General features: G+C 61.0%; 14 protein-coding genes and 2 rRNA genes. 3 read left to right on the top strand and 13 right to left on the bottom strand.

Translation table 11 applies throughout. The features are described from left to right. Window positions 1-49: 49 nt before the first annotated feature. The 7 genes from ACSFA3_RS19470 to glyQ are packed head-to-tail and all read right to left on the bottom strand — an operon-like array spanning window position 50 to window position 6,115. Entirely contained in the window at window positions 50-838 is a 789-nt protein-coding gene (locus ACSFA3_RS19470; RefSeq protein ID WP_435507390.1) for a M48 family metallopeptidase, read from the bottom strand. Continuing rightward, window positions 793-1,557: a lysophospholipid acyltransferase family protein gene (locus ACSFA3_RS19465; protein ID WP_435507137.1), complete on the bottom strand. Its 765-nt coding sequence runs from the start codon at window positions 1,555-1,557 to the stop codon at window positions 793-795. The genes ACSFA3_RS19470 and ACSFA3_RS19465 overlap by 46 nt, the downstream gene beginning before the upstream one ends. After that, complete coding sequence (gene gmhB / locus ACSFA3_RS19460; protein WP_435507136.1) at window positions 1,557-2,138, bottom strand: D-glycero-beta-D-manno-heptose 1,7-bisphosphate 7-phosphatase; 582 nt, start codon at window positions 2,136-2,138, stop codon at window positions 1,557-1,559. Before gmhB ends, ACSFA3_RS19465 begins: the two co-directional genes overlap by 1 nt. Beyond that, window positions 2,135-2,674 (bottom strand): DUF6036 family nucleotidyltransferase, encoded by a 540-nt coding sequence (locus ACSFA3_RS19455; RefSeq protein ID WP_435507135.1) that lies wholly within the window; start codon window positions 2,672-2,674, stop codon window positions 2,135-2,137. Before ACSFA3_RS19455 ends, gmhB begins: the two co-directional genes overlap by 4 nt. Continuing rightward, on the bottom strand, window positions 2,671-2,988 hold the full coding sequence (locus tag ACSFA3_RS19450) for a hypothetical protein (protein WP_435507134.1): 318 nt from the start codon (window positions 2,986-2,988) through the stop codon (window positions 2,671-2,673). Before ACSFA3_RS19450 ends, ACSFA3_RS19455 begins: the two co-directional genes overlap by 4 nt. A 31-nt stretch (window positions 2,989-3,019) precedes the next feature. Next, complete coding sequence (glyS, locus tag ACSFA3_RS19445; RefSeq protein WP_435507389.1) at window positions 3,020-5,176, bottom strand: glycine--tRNA ligase subunit beta; 2,157 nt, start codon at window positions 5,174-5,176, stop codon at window positions 3,020-3,022. Window positions 5,177-5,191: 15 nt separating this feature from the next. Then, window positions 5,192-6,115, bottom strand: coding sequence for a glycine--tRNA ligase subunit alpha (gene glyQ, locus ACSFA3_RS19440; RefSeq protein WP_435507133.1), 924 nt, complete (start codon window positions 6,113-6,115; stop codon window positions 5,192-5,194). A 183-nt stretch (window positions 6,116-6,298) separates the two neighbouring features. On the opposite strand from glyQ, the gene ACSFA3_RS19435 reads away from it, so the two are divergent. Genes ACSFA3_RS19435 through ACSFA3_RS19425 form a run of 3 tightly spaced genes read left to right on the top strand, consistent with a single transcriptional unit; the run spans window position 6,299 to window position 8,981 of the window. Next, window positions 6,299-7,312 carry a diacylglycerol/lipid kinase family protein gene (locus ACSFA3_RS19435; protein ID WP_435507132.1) on the top strand — a complete coding sequence of 338 codons (1,014 nt, stop codon included), beginning with the start codon at window positions 6,299-6,301 and terminating at the stop codon, window positions 7,310-7,312. Then, complete coding sequence (locus ACSFA3_RS19430; RefSeq protein ID WP_435507131.1) at window positions 7,309-8,169, top strand: metallophosphoesterase family protein; 861 nt, start codon at window positions 7,309-7,311, stop codon at window positions 8,167-8,169. The genes ACSFA3_RS19435 and ACSFA3_RS19430 overlap by 4 nt, the downstream gene beginning before the upstream one ends. Then, the gene (locus ACSFA3_RS19425) at window positions 8,166-8,981 is read left to right on the top strand and encodes a phosphatase PAP2 family protein (RefSeq protein WP_435507130.1); all 816 of its coding nucleotides are present in this window, start codon (window positions 8,166-8,168) and stop codon (window positions 8,979-8,981) included. Before ACSFA3_RS19430 ends, ACSFA3_RS19425 begins: the two co-directional genes overlap by 4 nt. 10 nt (window positions 8,982-8,991) lie before the next feature. Here ACSFA3_RS19425 and ACSFA3_RS19420 read toward each other — a convergent pair whose 3' ends face one another. From ACSFA3_RS19420 to ACSFA3_RS19395, 6 genes are all read right to left on the bottom strand, one after another. Further along, complete coding sequence (locus ACSFA3_RS19420) at window positions 8,992-10,086, bottom strand: type II asparaginase (RefSeq protein WP_435507129.1); 1,095 nt, start codon at window positions 10,084-10,086, stop codon at window positions 8,992-8,994. Between the two features lie 128 nt (window positions 10,087-10,214). After that, entirely contained in the window at window positions 10,215-11,876 is a 1,662-nt protein-coding gene (lnt, locus tag ACSFA3_RS19415) for an apolipoprotein N-acyltransferase (RefSeq protein ID WP_435507388.1), read from the bottom strand. Between the two features lie 46 nt (window positions 11,877-11,922). Continuing rightward, window positions 11,923-12,801 carry an HlyC/CorC family transporter gene (locus ACSFA3_RS19410; RefSeq protein WP_435507128.1) on the bottom strand — a complete coding sequence of 293 codons (879 nt, stop codon included), beginning with the start codon at window positions 12,799-12,801 and terminating at the stop codon, window positions 11,923-11,925. Between the two features lie 75 nt (window positions 12,802-12,876). After that, complete coding sequence (locus ACSFA3_RS19405) at window positions 12,877-13,608, bottom strand: GNAT family N-acetyltransferase (protein ID WP_435507127.1); 732 nt, start codon at window positions 13,606-13,608, stop codon at window positions 12,877-12,879. Window positions 13,609-13,936: 328 nt separating this feature from the next. After that, a 5S ribosomal RNA gene (gene rrf, locus ACSFA3_RS19400) occupies window positions 13,937-14,049 on the bottom strand. A 162-nt stretch (window positions 14,050-14,211) separates the two neighbouring features. Next, a 23S ribosomal RNA gene (locus tag ACSFA3_RS19395) occupies window positions 14,212-17,084 on the bottom strand. Between the last annotated feature and the right edge of the window lie 294 nt (window positions 17,085-17,378).

The raw sequence follows: 17,378 nt of genomic DNA, 5'->3' as shown, positions 1-17,378 counted from the left end.
AGCGGTCATCGCCACAGTCTAAGTTCTCGGACAAATCCGAGCAGCACGCTTACCAGCGCGGAATCGTCTCGTCCTTGAGCTGACGGCGCAACACGCCGTAGTCGGGCACCACGCTTTCCACCGTCTTCCAGAAGCGCGGGCTGTGGTCCATGAAGCGCAGATGGCTGAGTTCGTGAGCGACCACGTAATCGAGCACCGGCATGCGGAAATGCACAAGTCGCCAGTGCAGCCGGATCGCACCGGTCGAGCTTGCGCTGCCCCAGCGCGTGGCCGCGTTCGAGAGCGATAGCTGCGTCCAGCGCACCGCCAGCAGCGGCGCGAAATGATCCAGCCGCTCGGCGAAGATCGCGCGCGCCTGCCGCTGGAGCCAGGCCTGCACCGCGTCGCAGATCCGCTTCGGCGTTGCGTCCGATGGCAGGGCGATCCGCAGGATGCGCGCTTCGGGATCGAACACACCCCGGCCGGGCCGGCCTTGCGTCGCATCCAGCCTGACCTCGACGCTCTCGCCCAGGAACGGAAAACACACGCCGTCGCGCCAGTCGATGCGCGCGGCTTCGAGCGTGGCATGGCGCTGCCTGGTCTCCGCCAGCTTGCGCAGGATCCAGTCCGCCTTGTCCTGCACGGCGGCATCGACGTCGCTCAGCGCGACCCAGCGCGGCGCACGCACGGACAAGCCGTCCACACCGACGACGAAGCCGATCGTCCGGCGCTGGCCGCGCGTGAATTCATAGGCGATGCGGGTGTCGCCGAGCGCGATTTCCCGCGTGGCGCGGGGGTGGGCGAAGAGCGCGCTCACTGGTTCTCGTAAGCGGCGGGATCGAGCCGGCGCATTTCCGATTCGATCCAGGCCTCGACTTCGCGCATCAGTTCATCGGGCTTGCGTCCGGCGCTCGGAATCGCCGGTCCGATCGACACGTCGACCACGCCTGGCCGCTTGATGAAGGCCTTGCGCGGCCAGACGCGCGCCGAGGTCACCGCGACAGGAATCACCGGCGCGCCGGTGTCGATCGCCAGCCGCGTGCCGCCGGTCTTGTAGACGCCCTGCTGGCCACGCGGAATCCGCGTGCCCTCGGGAAACATGATGATCCAGATGCCCTGCGCCAGCAGCAGTTTGCCCTGCGCCACCACCTTGTTGAAGGCGCGCGCCTTCTGGTTGCGGTCGATGTGGATCATGTCCAGCCGCGCCATCGCCCAGCCGAAGAAAGGCACGTAGATCAGTTCCTTCTTGAACACATAAGCGAGCGGATGCGGCATCAGCGTCGGCATCAGGAAGGTTTCGAGCGTCGACTGGTGCTTGACCAGCAGCACCGCGCCGGCACGCTTTTCCTGCGGCAGGTTCTCCATGCCGGTGACCCGCGTGCGGATGCCGAGGATGACCCGCGCGCCGCTGACCGCCCAGCCGAGCCAGCGCTCGGCCATCCAGTAGAGCGGCTCGCCGCGCCGCCAGATCGAGGCGACGCACATGATGATTCCCCACGGAATCACCGTGACCAGCATCCAGACCATGTGGACGACCGAACGCACGAATGCTGTGAAGGTAGGCAGGAAACGACTCATCAGACAGCGACTTGCAGCGCGGTTTTCTCGGCCTCGCGGGCCAGCAGGAAGGCAACGAACGCCTCCAGGTTCTCATGCACGTGCGTGCCGGCCGGGTACTCGGGCGGCAGCGGATTCACGCCGCGGCACGCCGCGCCCATGCCCGTCAGCAGCAGATGCGGCTCGCAGCCGGCCGCCGCGCCGGCCTGGAGATCGCGAAGGCTGTCGCCGGCCGTCGGCACGCCGGCCAGGTCGATGCCGTAGCGCTCGCCGATCTGGATGAAGAGCCCCGGCTTGGGCTTCCGGCAGTTGCAGTCTTCGTCCGGGCTGTGCGGACAATAGAAGATCGCATCGATCTTTCCGCCCACCGCAGCCAGCATCTTGTGCATCTTGGCGTGCATCGCGTTGAGCGAAGCCACGTCGAACAGCCCGCGCCCGAGCCCCGACTGGTTGGACGCGACCACCACCCGCCAGCCGGCATGGTTGAGCCGCGCGATCGCTTCCAGCGCGCTCGGCAGTGCGGTCCACTCGACCTCGCTCTTGACGAAGTCGTCGCGGTGCAGGTTGATGCTGCCGTTGCGGTCGAGGATGACGAGTTTCATGGGGTGTACGGTTCTTTGGCGTCGCGTTGTCTGCGCGTAGCCCAGGCCACGATCTGTGACACCGGGTACTTTTCGCCGTCCAAGGCGTGAATACGCTGGATCAGCGTGTTGAAAACGATCTGCTCGTCGCGAAGAAGGACACGGATGAAATCTGCATCCTTTTCCCGCGCGGCCACGCATTTGGAAACGCAGAGATCATGCAGGTCTGGGCAGATCGCCGTCAGATCGCCGAAGTAGTGAAACCGCGCCCGCTTCATCCAGTCGGAGGGCATGACTGCGGTTTCCGGACTCACGCCATCGGCGTGGTAGCCGAACTCGTCGTGAAAGCGAGAGAGTGCTCCTATGGCGCCATCGATCAGGTCTGCCTTCTCTGGTGCCATCGATGGATAGAGGTCAAGCTCATCCGACAACGTCAACAAAGCGTCGGCTTCGTCCAGCGCAAGTACGACCACTTGGCTGCCGACGAGAACGAAGCTCTTTTCTCCCGAGATTTCTGCTGCAGCGCGGAGAACATGAAGAAGCTGCGAGTACTTCATCGATACATCGCCTCGCGACGGATCCGAAGCCGCTCCGCGTCGTCGAGAACGAACCCGAGCGGCGACATGTTGCGTAAGGTTGCTGCGTGATCCGTCTCCACGCATACGCTTTGCTCGAGTTTGCCAAGATCGCCGCCCAGAAGCGTTCGCCATTCGTCGCGATACGGACGACCTGCCGACGACAGGCCGCTGGCCTCCCAACGATCGATCACGGCCAGCGCGCGTCCGAGTAAACGCCGGTCATCGCGCAGCCGCACCACTGCTTCTCGATGGAACGCCAGCGTGAAGCGATCGATTGCTTGATGGGAAGGCATCGTTGAATGCTCGTGATATCGCTGGCGCCGGTCAAGCAGCCAGCCGCTCCAGCATCGCCACGCGGTTCATCGCGGCGTGCAGCGAGCGGAGCAATCCGATGCGGTTGAGCCGTAGATCGGTCTGTTCGGCATTCACCATCACGCCGTCGAAGAAGGCGTCGACGGGTGCGCGAAGCACCGACAACGTCTGCAACGATGCCGTGTAGTCGCCGGCGGCGAACTGCGCATCGGCTGCCGGCACGGTCTGCTGCATCGCGGCGTAGAGCGCTTTCTCGGCAGGTTCCTGCAGGAGAAGCTCGCTGACGTGAGCGTCGGCTTTGGGGGATTTCTTGAGGATGTTGCCGATGCGCTTGTTGGCGGCTGCGAGCGCGGGGGCTTCGGGGAGTGCGGCGAATGCGCGGACTGCGGCAAGGAGCTTCGGGACGGTGCCCAGGCGCTGCGGGCGGGAAGCGAGCACGGCGTCGACCTCCTGCGGACTCGCGCCTTGCTCGCGCAGGCTGCCGGCAAGGCGGTCGTACACGAAGGTTTCGAGCGCATCGATCGCTGTGCTGTCGATGCCGGAAAAGGCAGCAGCTGCGTCGTCCAGCAACACACGCAGGTCCAGGGCGAGGTCTTTTTCGACCAGCATCCGGATCACTCCCAGCGCATGCCGACGCAGCGCAAACGGATCGCGGTCGCCGGTCGGCAGGTTGCCGATGCCGAACATGCCGACCAGCGTTTCCAGCTTGTCCGACAGCGCGACGACGACGCCGACTTCGCCGCGCGGCAGCGTGTCACCGGCGAAGCGTGGTTTGTAGTGGTCTTCGATGGCATCGGCCACGTCAGCGGCAAGGCCGTCGTATAGCGCGTAGTAGCGGCCCATGGTGCCTTGCAGCTCGGGGAACTCGCCGACCATGTCAGTCATCAGATCGGCCTTGGCGAGCTGTGCGGCGGCAACCACATTGGACTCCGTGAACCCAGGCGTGAAATGCGTTGAATCAAGGTTCGCAAGCGCAACGCGCTCAAGCTTGATAAAGATGGACCGAGCGATTTCCATTACGCGCGTCACGCGCTCGCCCTGCGTCCCCAGCTTGTTGTGATAAACCACCTTGTCCAGCGCCTCGACCCGCGATTCCAGCGTCTTCTTCCGATCCTGGTCGAAGAAAAACTTCGCATCCGCCAGCCGCGGGCGCACCACGCGCTCGTTGCCCTGGACCACGGCGCTGGCGTCGTCGGGCGTGATGTTGCTGACGACGAGGAACTTGTTGGTGAGCTTGTCGGCTGCGTCGAGCAGCGGAAAGTACTTCTGGTTGGCCTTCATCGTGAGGATCAGGCATTCCTGCGGCACATCCAGGAATTCGCTTTCGAACTCGCAGACCAGCACGTTCGGCCGCTCGACCAGCGCGGTGACTTCGTCGAGCAGTGCTTCATCGTCGATGGGCCGTGCGCCGTTGCCGACCTTTGCAGCCGCAGCGGCCAGTTGGCGGACGATCTCGGCGCGGCGGGCATCGAAGCCGGCGATCACCGCACCCTCGTCAGCGAGCTGCTGTGCGTAGCTGTCGGCATCGCGCAGCACGACCGGATCGACCTTGGCCTCGAAACGGTGGCCGTGCGTGTCGCGGCCGGCTTTGAGCCCCAGCGCTTCGATCGATACGATTTCGTCGCCGTGCAGTGCGACCAGCCCGTGTGCAGGACGCACGAAGCTCACGCTGCTCCAGCGGGGCAGCGCGCAGCCGCTTTCGAGCTGATAGCTCATGACCTTGGGAATCGGCAGCTTGGCGATGGCTTCGGTCAGCGCCTTCTGTAGGCCTTCGGCCAACGTAGCGCCCTTTGCGGTGCTCTCGTAGAACAGCGCTTCGGCCTTGCCGTCCACGGCGCGCTTCAACGACGGCACGGCGGACGCGTCGGCACCCAGCGCGGCAAGTCGCTTGAGCAGCGCCGGCGTGGCGTTGCCGGACGCGTCGAGGCCGACCGCCACGGGCATCAGCTTTTGCGTGACGGCCTTGTCGGCGGCTTGCGCGGATACGCCGGTCAGGTGCATCGCGAGACGGCGCGGCGAGGCGTAGGCGGTCAGCACCGAATCGGCGCCGGCCAGGCCCAGGGTCTTGAGTTGATCGGCCAGCACGCCGGCAAAGGCGTCGCCGAGTTTGCGCAGCGCCTTGGGCGGCAGTTCTTCGACGAACAGTTCAAGAAGGAGATTGCGGGTCATCGTGTTCATCGTCGTTCAGGCTGCCTTCTTGGCGGGTGCGTCCAGAGGGGTCATCTCGGCCACCCATTCGCGCGGCGCCATCGGGAAACCGAGCCGTTCGCGGCTCTCGTAATAACTGCGCGCAACGCTGCGCGCGAGATTGCGGATGCGACCGATGTAGGCCGCGCGTTCGGTCACGCTGATTGCGCCGCGCGCGTCCAGCAGGTTGAAGCTGTGCGCCGCCTTCAGCACCTGCTCGTAGGCCGGCAGTGCGAGCTGGGTTTCGATCAGGTGCTTTGCCTGCTTCTCGTGCGCGGTGAAGGCGGTGAAGAGGAAGTCGGCGTCGCTGTGCTCGAAGTTGTAGGTGGACTGTTCGACTTCGTTCTGCTTGTAAACGTCGCCGTAGGTCAGCCCGTCGGTCCAGGTCAGGTTGTAGACGTTGTCCACGCCTTGCAGGTACATGGCGAGGCGCTCGAGGCCGTAGGTGATCTCGCCGGTGATCGGCCGGCAGTCGATGCCGCCGACCTGCTGGAAATAGGTGAACTGCGTCACCTCCATGCCGTTGAGCCAGACTTCCCAGCCGAGCCCCCATGCGCCAAGCGTCGGATTTTCCCAGTCGTCCTCGACGAAGCGGATGTCGTTCTTCTTCAGATCGAAGCCGAGTGCCTGGAGCGAGCCCAGGTACAGCTCGAGGATGTTCGAAGGTGCGGGCTTCAACACCACCTGGTACTGGTAGTAATGTTGCAGCCGGTTCGGGTTCTCGCCGTAGCGGCCGTCCTTGGGGCGGCGGCTCGGCTGCACATAGGCGGCTTTCCAGGGTTCCGGGCCGAGCGCGCGCAGGAAGGTCGCGGTATGCGAAGTGCCGGCTCCCACTTCCATGTCGTAGGGCTGGAGCAGCGCGCAGCCCTGTTCGGCCCAGTACGACTGCAGTTTGAGAATGATTTGCTGGAAGGTCAACATGAGGCTGGCCGGCGCGGGGCCGGACTTTGAGCTGTGGTACGCACACGCGAAGGGTGCGATTTTACCGGCGGCGGCGCGCCTGTCCGTGCTCTCCCACAGTCAACCGGGGCGTCGCCTGCTGCGCGACCCGGCAGGGGTTCGACATAAAGACCGCTTTCGCGCCACCTGATCTACCCTGATTCCATGACTGCCTCCGACGCTCCTCCCATAGGTCCTTCATCGCCGCTATTCATCGTCCTCAACGCCGGCTCGGGCAAGTCCGACACCGACGAAGTTCGACAGACGATCGAGAGAACCTGCGACGCAGCCGGACGACACCACCGGATCTTCCTGGTCGACGGTCCGGGAAAGATCAGGTCGCTGGCGACGGAGGCTGTGGAATGCGCGAAGGCGCAGGGCGGCATCGTGGTCGCGGCGGGCGGCGACGGCACGATCAACACGGTGGCACAGGCGACGCTTGGAAGCGGTTGTGTCTTCGGCGTGCTTCCGCAAGGAACCTTCAATTACTTCAGCCGGGCGAACGGCATCCCTGCCGAAACCGAAGCCGCGCTGGAAGTGCTGCTGACGGAGTCGCCGCGCGAAGTCCAGGTCGGAATGGTCAACGACCGCGTGTTTCTGGTGAACGCGAGCATGGGCCTGTACGCAGAGTTGCTGGAAGAGCGCGAGGCCGTGAAGCGCGAATACGGACGCAGCCGTGCCATCGCATTCGGTGCCGCGGTGATGATGCTTTTCAAAGGCCATCGCCAGTGGGATCTGCATCTGGACTTTCATGGCGAGCGGCGCGACATCCGCACGCCGACGCTTTTCGTCGGCAACAACCCGCTGCAGTTGCGCCAGGTCGGCTTTCCCGAAGCGGAGCAGCTGGAGAACGAACGCCTGCTGGCGGCGGTGGCCGTCAAGCCGGTGGGTGGATTCGGGCTGGCCGGGCTCCTTCTGCGCGGCATGTTCGGCAAGATGGGCGGTGCCGGCAACGTGAGCAGTTTTGCATTCGAGACCCTGACGGTAGAGCCCCGTCAATCGCACAAGCCGGGCAAACCCGGGAAACCTGGCAAATCCAAGAAGAACAGCCGGGTTAAGGTCGCCACCGACGGAGAGCTCGGCTGGCTCGACATGCCGCTGGTGTTCCGTGTCGCGCCGGACTCGCTCTGGCTGATTCGCCCGCAGGTCGCACCCGAGCTGGAGGCGGCAAAGAAATGAAGCGTGCGCCGCTGCTGCTGCAAATTTCCGATCCGCACTTCGGCACCGAGGTACCCGTCGTCGTGCAGGCGCTCGAACGCCTCGCACAGGAACAGGCGCCGGATGTGCTGGTGCTCTCGGGCGACATCACGCAGCGCGCGACCCGTCGGCAGTTCGACGCGGCGCGCGCTTTCGTCGACCGCCTGGGCATCGCCAACATCGTCGCCATTCCAGGCAATCACGACATACCGCTGTTCCAGATCGGCGCCCGGCTGCTCTCGCCGTATGCGCGGTATTCGGAAGCATTTGGCGAAGACATGGCGCCGGTTTTCGAATCCGCGACATGGCTGGTGATCGGCACCAACACCACGCGCTGGTATCGGCATGAAGACGGCGAAGTGTCCGATGCACAGATCGAACAGGTGGCGAAGCGCCTCGCGCGTGCGCAACCGGGCCAGGTGCGCGTCGTCGTCACGCACCAGCCGGTGATGGTGACGCGGGCGGAGGATGCGTCCAACCGTCTGCACGGACGCGATGCGGCGGTGAGGCGCTGGTCGGAGGCCGGCGCCGACCTGGTGCTCGGCGGACACATTCACCTGCCCTTCGTCAAGCCGCTGCAGAACGAGGTCTCCGACTGTCCGCGCGCGCTCTGGGCGGTGCAGGCCGGCACGGCCGTGTCCAGTCGCGTGCGCTCGGGCGCGCCGAATTCGGTGAACCTGATCCGGCAGCTGCCGACGACGGAAAACGGCCAAGACGCATCGGGACGCGCCTGCGTGGTCGAACGCTGGGACTATTCGGCCGATGGCGACTGCTTTGCTCGCGCCGACCTGCATCCGCTGGTACTGGACGCGACCGACAGCCAGGGCCGCGTCAGATGAACGAAACGTCTGCACTGGTCGAGCTTGCTCAACGCGTCGGGCCCCATGCGCTGACGACTTTTCTTGCGCTCCTGATGGTCGCAATGCTTGGCGGAGGCCTGCTGTGTGCCGCGAGAAACCGACGAATGGCCGCACGCGAAGCCAGCGAAGAGAAGAAAGCGCCGCGCATCGTCCTCAACCTGGTGGCGGGTTTCGGCGGCGTCGTGCTCGCAGCAAGCGCTTTTGCATGGATTGCACGACAGATCGGCCCCGACCGAACGCTGGGACTGGCGGACCAGGCGTTGGCGGATGCCATCGGCGCGACCTTGCCGCGTGCGGCGCTGAGATTTTTCAGTGTATTCACGCATGTCGGCGACCCGTCGGTGCTGATCGTGCTGGCACTGGTCGTCGCCGGAGTGCTTTGGCGGATGCGACAGAAGGCGCTGATGCTGGGCTGGCTACTGACGCTGGCCGGCAACGGTCTGCTGAATCCATGGCTGAAGGAGATTTTCGCGCGCGTCCGGCCGCTGCACGACCACGGATTTGCCGCAGCCACCGGTTTCAGCTTCCCGAGCGGTCACAGCTCGGGCGCGATGGTGACTTACGGAATGCTCGCGTATCTGGCGCTGAGGCTGCTGCCGCCACGCTGGCACGTTGCTGCAGTGATGGCGGCCATCGCCATCGTTCTCACCACGGCCTGCAGCCGCATCTTCCTGCAGGTGCATTTCGCCAGCGACGTGGCCGCCGGATTGTTGTCGGGCGGGACGTGGCTGGCGGTGTGCATCGCCAGCATCGGGTATGCGGAACGGCGTCGTGCGCGCCGTCCCGCATAGCCACGGCCGATCAATATTCCCAGAAGATGCGCTGAAGTTCTTTCGTGTCGCTGGTCTTGGTCATCGCGACCATCGCCAGGATGCGTGCCTTCTGCGGGCGCAGGTCGTGTGCGACGACCCAGTCGTACTTGTCGTCCGGCTGCTCGGCATTGCGCAGCACGAAGCCGTCTGGCACGCGCGAGGCGCGGATCACGACGATGCCGTCGGCGCGCACTTTCTGCAGGCTGGGAACGATGCGGTCGGCCACGGAGCCGTTGCCCGGACCGCCGTGGACCAGCGCCTTGATGCCGCTCTTGCCGAGCGCGTCGATGGCTGTCGAGGCCACGCCTTCGTAACCCATGGCGATCTCGACAGCCGGCAACGACGTGATGGTGTCGATGTCGAACTCCGAATTCATGGTGTGGCGCTTGACCGGTGCGCGGAACCAGTAGTTGCGGCCTTCGACGACCATGCCGAGCGAGCCCCACTGGCTGACGAATGCGCTCGGCTTGATGTTGAAGTTCTTGCTGACGTCGCGACCGCTCTCGATGCTGTCGTTCATGGTCAGCAGCACGCCCTTGCCCATCGCGTCCTTGCTGCCGGCGACGCTCACGGCGTCGAACAGGTTGAGCGCGCCGTCGGCCGAGAGTGCGGTGCCCGGACGCATCGAGGCGACCATCACGATCGGCTTGTTGGTGTGGACGGTGAGCGTCAGGAAGTAGGCGGTTTCCTCGACGGTGTCGGTACCGTGGGTGATCACGATGCCGTCGACGTCGGGTTGCTTGGCCAGCGCCGAGACGCGCTTAGCCAGCGTGAGGAGGTTGTCGTTGGTCAGGCTTTCGGAAGCGACCTGGAACACCTGTTCACCCTTGACGTTGGCGACCTTGCCCAGCTCTGGCAGTCCGGCGATGAGCTTGTCGACGCCGACCTTGGCTGCAGCGTAGGTCGCGCTGTTGATGGCCGAGGCGCCGGCGCCGGCGATGGTGCCGCCGGTCGCAAGGATCACGACGTTGGGCAATGTCGCCGGTGCAGCAGGCGCGGCGGCGGTCTGCGCCTGGGCGATCGCGCTCGCGGCGAGCAGCACGGCAGTCGCCGCGAAGGCGCGCATGCGGGTTGAGAAATGCATGGGATAGCTCCTGATTTGGAAAGGAAACGGGAAAGGCTTCGAGAGAAGCCGCGGAACGATACAGGTGCTCCGGTCATCGCCCATGCACGATCGATGCCAAGCCGGCATCGATCCATGCAGGAACCGGATCAGGCCCGGCGGCGCATTCCGACCGCGAAAGCCGCGGCGATCGTCAGCAGTGAAAAGCCCCAGAGCGGCCACAACCCGAATCTTGAAACCCACCATGCAAACGGCGTGATGCCGCTCCGCCCCTCGACGTCGGCGACCAGCACACCACGGGTCAGTCGCGGCAATGCGTGCGTGACGCGGCCCAGATGGTCGATCACCACCGTGGCGCCGGTGTTGGTGGCGCGCACCATCGGGCGCTCGAATTCAAGCGCCCGCATCCGCGAGATGGCGAGATGCTGGTCGATGGCAACCGTGTCGCCGAACCAGGCGATGTTGCTGACGTTGAGCAGCATCGTCGGCGCGCTGGCTGCGTCGCGGAAGTTGGCGCCGATCTCGTCGCCGAACAGATCCTCGTAGCAGATGTTCGGCGCGATGCGCTGCCCCATCCAGACAAATGGCGCCTGCGCGAGACCGCCGCTTCGGAAATCGCCCAGCGGGATATTCATCAGGTCGGTGAACCAGCGAAACATGCCCGGAACGAACTCACCGAAGGGAACGAGATGGTGCTTGTCGTAGCGGTATGGCGTCGCCGGGGTCAAGCTGCCGGCGACTTGCGGCTGGAAGCCGAGTACGGCGTTGCGATAGCTCACGGAAAGCGCCGCACCACCCGAGCCGGCCTCTTCGAATCGCAGCGGTAAGCCGATGATGGCTGCCTGATTGCCACTGACGTAACGCGCAGTGATCGCATCGAGATAGCCCGGCGGCAATTGAGACGGCAGCACGGGCAAGGCGGTTTCCGGCGTGATGACCAGGGGCGCGGTGGCATCGCGCAGTTCGTCGCCATACCAGCGCAATGCCGTGGCAATGCCGCCGCCTGGAACAAACTTCTCGTCCTGCGGAATGTTTCCCTGCAGCAGCGCGACCGTCAAGCGTCCACGTGCCAGCAGCGGCGCGTCGACAGGTGTGCGCAGCAGATCGAGGATCGAGGGCGCGCCGACAAGAACGGCGATCAGAGCGGCGGAGGCAAGCGTCGCCTGGATTGCCGGGCGCCGGTCGCGCGCAGATCGGCTGTCGATGATCGCGCCAACAAGGCCGCTCGTGGCCAATGCCGCTATTGCCGCTGCCACGGCGCCGATGCCATAGACGCCCAGCCACGGCGCGTAGCGCCCCAAGGGACCATCGACATGCGCGTAGCCGCCGGCGCCCCATGGGAATCCTGTAAACCAGCTTCCGCGCAGCAACTCGCCAAGCGTCCACAACGCAGCGAAGAGCATTGCGGCGCCGGAACGGCTCTTGGGCGCGTATGCGACGTAGAAACTGCATGCGAGGGCGTAATAAAGCGCGAGCCCTGCCGCGAGCGCCAATATCGCAGTGACAGCCAACGGCGCAGCGAGGCCACCGTAGGTGTGGAGAGAAACGAACAGCCACCAGAATGTGCCGCACAGCCAAGCCGTGGCGAAGAGCCAACTGCCAAGCAATCCGACGCGCCAGCGTGCGTCGCGTGGGGTGAATTGCTCTGTGCGACCGGACGACGATGTTGCGCGCAGGCCGTCCAGCAGCCAGACCAGCAACGCAAGGGAAAGCAGTTGCAGCCACCAGAGCGGCTGCCCGTTCCAGGGCGCTGCAGTCGAGGCGGCCTGCATGAGTCCGGCCGAGCCAAACAGAGCCAAGCGTCCGAACATGCGCTCACCCGGCGCGCCTCCGCTTGAACTGGCCATCGACAGGCGCTCAGTCCGAGGTATCGCTGCCGCGTGCGGGAGAGACGCGGAACCAGCGCACTGCGCCGCCCTTCGTATGCAGTACGACAAAGTCGAATCCGCCAAGTGCGTGGTGCTCGCCCTTTTTCGGCACATGGCCCATCTCGTGCGCGATGAGACCTCCAATCGTGTCGAAATCCTCTGTCAATGCGTCGGCGTCGAAGGTAATGCCGAACGCTTCCGCAACACGCTCGATCGGCGTATCTCCCGAGACGCGATAGGTGTGATCCGCCAGCCCGAAGATATCGCCCGCATCCTCGGCGATGTCGAATTCGTCCTCGATCTCGCCGACGATCTGCTCCAGAACATCTTCGATGGTGATCAGTCCGGCAACGCGCCCGAATTCATCGATGACGATCGCCAAGTGGTTGCGATTGCCCCGGAAATCATGCAGCACATCGTTCAGGCCTTTGCTCTCCGGAACGAACGCAGCAGGTCGCAACAACGCGCGAATGTTCAGACTTGGCGAACGCTGCAGCTTGAGCAGATCCTTCGCGAGAAGGATGCCGATGATGTTTTCCTTTTCGCCCTCGTACACCGGGAAGCGAGAATGTGCCGTGTCGATCACGACATGTAGCAGCGCATCGTAGGGAGAGTCGATATCGACCAGATCCATGCGCGGCGCAGCAACCATGACGTCGCCGGCAGTCATGTCTGCCATCCGCAGGACACCTTCGAGCATGACGCGCGATTCGGGACCGATTACATCGTTGTCCTCGGCATCGGCCAGTGTTTCAATCAGCTCGTCTCGAGAATCCGGTCCAGGATGGATGAATTCTGCAAGTTTTTGAAGAAAGCTGCGTTTGTCTTCCCGTTCAACGGGTATGCGGTCTGAGTGAGGTTCGGCCACTGCGGCAGGGCGGAGTTGGGAAGCGTGAAGGATAACGGATTGCAAATCGCCTGCGAAAGCGAGCGACTAAAGCTCTCAAGGAGCCGATTTTTCGCGAGCAGCACGTATGCCACTTCGCACTTCCTGGATGCTCGCGAGAAAAGACCAGAATTGCTTTGCTCTGTTCTTGATCTGATAGTCGACTTCCGCAAACTGAGCAAGCGCGATCTCGCTCATGCGGCTGTCCAGAGTCGCCGAAGGCAGCTCAAGATGGGCCTCGGACTCCGAACCGCTTCTCACCACCGTCGCTCCCGCCTTGCGCGCAATCTTGAGCATTGCAGCGTTCTCGCTAAGCGCATGGATGAACAGCATGCCGACGCCCTCGTTGCGGGCAACGACTACCGCACGCTCAAAGAGCCGTGCACCATAACCACGTCCCCGTGCATGTGCGGCCACCGAGACACCAAACTCTGCACAATCGCTGTATTGGTCGGGCGGCGCGAAAGCGACGTGCGCCATCGCAATCAAATTGAGTTTGCGGTTGTAAATGCCGAACAGCTCGTCGCGCTCGAAATCAAGCGCCTCGACATAGCGTCCGATCTGCTCGTCGGAAGCCGCATAACCGAAACGCAGATAGCGATCTCCCGGAGTCAAGGCCAGCAGATGGCGTTTGACCCTCTCGCGCTCACGTGGACCGATCGAGCGGATGGGCACCATCAGCGACGATGATGTCCCCGCACGACCACGCGGTTGCGCATCGATGACTGCTAGGTTCAGGGATGTGCCAACGCCGATGGAGGCGAGGAAGAAAGCCTTTGCGGGATGCATGGCTCAAATATAAGGGTTTTCACCAATTTACCAAGATACCAGTTTCTTAAGTCGGAATAAATATGCACATCCGGACCGAAGATCAGCAAATCGTGGCGTTTCTGCGTCTTCTGAGACGAAGGTTGAGCGTACGCAGGATAGCCTGGTCGGCGTCAACGCCAACAGTGCACACCCAGGGCTCTGCACACGCTGCAACTGGCACACACATTGATTGGAAAACAATAAAGCTGATCAGATACGGCGACGTCTAATCAAGATTCGCAATCTGAAAGCACAAATGAAGAAAGCCCAACCATCATCAGATGGTTGGGCGTTCTAGGCTGTAAGAGCCTGACGATGACCTACTTTCACACGGGAACCCGCACTATCATCGGCGCTGACGCGTTTCACTGTCCTGTTCGGGATGGGAAGGAGTGGTACCACGTCGCTATGGTCATCAGGCATAACTTGTTGCTGTGCTGATCGAGCGATCAACACAACGAATTCATAGAGTTTGGAATCAGCTTTTGTGTACTTTTGAGGGTACTTTTTGAATGCGTCAACTTGGCATAACACCTTGATCTGTATTCGCGACTCCGTGTGAGGGAGTCTGATCAAAGTTATAGGGTCAAGCCTCACGAGCAATTAGTATCAGTTAGCTTAACGCATTACTGCGCTTCCACACCTGACCTATCAACGTCCTGGTCTTGAACGACTCTTCAGGGGGCTCAAGGCCCCGGCAGATCTCATCTTGAAACGAGTTTCCCGCTTAGATGCTTTCAGCGGTTATCTCTTCCACACTTAGCTACTCGGCAATGCCACTGGCGTGACAACCGATACACCAGAGGTGTGTCCACTCCGGTCCTCTCGTACTAGGAGCAGGCTTCCTCAAATCTGCAGCGCCCACGGAAGATAGGGACCAAACTGTCTCACGACGTTTTAAACCCAGCTCACGTACCTCTTTAAATGGCGAACAGCCATACCCTTGGGACCGGCTACAGCCCCAGGATGAGATGAGCCGACATCGAGGTGCCAAACACCGCCGTCGATATGAACTCTTGGGCGGTATCAGCCTGTTATCCCCAGAGTACCTTTTATCCGTTGAGCGATGGCCCTTCCATACAGAACCACCGGATCACTATGTCCTGCTTTCGCATCTGCTCGACTTGTCAGTCTCGCAGTTAAGCACGCTTATGCCATTGCACTATCGTCACGATGTCCGACCGTAACTAGCGTACCTTCGAACTCCTCCGTTACGCTTTGGGAGGAGACCGCCCCAGTCAAACTGCCTACCATGCACTGTCCCCGATCCAGATAATGGACCTAGGTTAGAACCTCAAACACACCAGGGTGGTATTTCAACGTTGGCTCCACAAGATCTAGCGACCCTGCTTCAAAGCCTCCCACCTATCCTACACAGATCTGTTCAAAGTCCAATACAAAGCTACAGTAAAGGTTCATGGGGTCTTTCCGTCTTTCCGCGGGGAGATTGCATCATCACAAACATTTCAACTTCGCTGAGTCTCAGGAGGAGACAGTGTGGCCATCGTTACGCCATTCGTGCAGGTCGGAACTTACCCGACAAGGAATTTCGCTACCTTAGGACCGTTATAGTTACGGCCGCCGTTTACTGGGACTTCAATCAAGAGCTTGCACCCCATCATTTAATCTTCCAGCACCGGGCAGGCGTCACACCCTATACGTCCACTTTCGTGTTTGCAGAGTGCTGTGTTTTTAATAAACAGTCGCAGCCACCGATTTTTTGCAACCCATTCATGCTTCGTTGTTCACTACACACTAATAGGGCACACCTTCTTCCGAAGTTACGGTGTCAATTTGCCGAGTTCCTTCTCCTGAGTTCTCTCAAGCGCCTTAGAATACTCATCTCGCGCACCAGTGTCGGTTTGCGGTACGGTCGTTGTTAGCTGAAGCTTAGTGGCTTTTCCTGGAACCTCGTTCAGTTACTTCATGAGCAAGCTCACTCGATCAATGGCCTCGGTATATGTACGCCGGATTTGCCTAACGTACGCCTACATCCATCTAAACCGACATATCCAACAGTCGGATAACCTATTAAGATCCGTCCCCACATCGCACTAACAATCGGTACAGGAATATTGACCTGTTTCCCATCAGCTACGCATCTCTGCCTCGCCTTAGGGGCCGACTCACTCTACGCCGATGAACGTTGCGTAGAAAACCTTGCGCTTACGGCGAGGGGGCTTTTCACCCCCTTTAACGCTACTCATGTCAGCATTCGCACTTCTGATACCTCCAGCACGCTTTACAACGCACCTTCACAGGCTTACAGAACGCTCTCCTACCACTTGCAATAAATTGCAAATCCGCAGCTTCGGTAACTGGCTTAGCCCCGTTACATCTTCCGCGCAGGACGACTCGATCAGTGAGCTATTACGCTTTCTTTAAATGATGGCTGCTTCTAAGCCAACATCCTGACTGTTTTAGCCTTCCCACTTCGTTTCCCACTTAGCCAATTTTAGGGACCTTAGCTGGCGGTCTGGGTTGTTTCCCTCTTGAGTCCGGACGTTAGCACCCGGTGCTCTGTCTCCCAAGCTGTACTCATCGGTATTCGGAGTTTGCCTTGGTTTGGTAAGTCGCCATGACCCCCTAGCCAAAACAGTGCTCTACCCCCGATGGTAATACTTGAGGCACTACCTAAATAGTTTTCGGAGAGAACCAGCTATTTCCAAGTTTGTTTAGCCTTTCACCCCTATCCACAGCTCATCCGCTAGTTTTGCAACACTAGTCGGTTCGGACCTCCAGTACCTGTTACGGCACCTTCATCCTGGCCATGGATAGATCACTTGGTTTCGGGTCTACACCCAGCGACTGATCGCCCTATTCGGACTCGATTTCTCTACGGCTTCCCTATTCGGTTAACCTTGCCACTGAATGTAAGTCGCTGACCCATTATACAAAAGGTACGCAGTCACCCCTTACGAGGCTCCTACTTTTTGTAAGCACGCGGTTTCAGGATCTATTTCACTCCCCTCCCGGGGTTCTTTTCGCCTTTCCCTCACGGTACTAGTTCACTATCGGTCGATGATGAGTATTTAGCCTTGGAGGATGGTCCCCCCATATTCAGACAGGATTTCTCGTGTCCCGCCCTACTTGTCGTTAGCTTAGTATCACACGTCTCTTTTCACGTACGGGGCTATCACCCACTATGGCCAGTCTTTCCAAACTGTTCCGTTAAGAGTCGTGCTATCACTAACAGGCTTTTCCGATTTCGCTCGCCACTACTTTCGGAATCTCGGTTGATGTCTTTTCCTCGAGCTACTGAGATGTTTCAGTTCACCCGGTTCGCCTCGCATGACTATGTATTCATCATGCGATACCTTTCGGTGGGTTTCCCCATTCGGAAATCTCCGGATCAAAGCTAATTTGCCAGCTCCCCGAAGCTTATCGCAGGCTATCACGTCCTTCGTCGCCTATCATCGCCAAGGCATCCACCACGTGCTCTTATTCACTTGACCCTATAACTTTGACGTCTCACCAAACAAATTCGGCAAAACACAAAATCACTCAAGGAATATGTCAGGTCTTTCACCTGACGCGTTATGCCGTATTCATTCAATTCGATATGACTCGAAATTGATGTTCATTTGACGCAATCAAAAATTCTATGTTGCTGATGGCACGGTCTGCACTAAACCTTTACGAATGTGCAGTTTCCATCAGCAACGCTGATTCGACTCTATGAATTTTTAAAGAACAGCCGATTGATCAAGAGATCTTGATCAACAACAAAATAGCCTCTTTCAAAGCCA

Origin of the sequence: Variovorax glucosi, from assembly GCF_051216695.1 — a bacterium.
Taxonomy (GTDB): domain Bacteria; phylum Pseudomonadota; class Gammaproteobacteria; order Burkholderiales; family Burkholderiaceae_C; genus Variovorax.
Note: the sequence above shows the minus strand (reverse complement) of the source record. Positions and strands in the feature narration are given on the sequence as shown.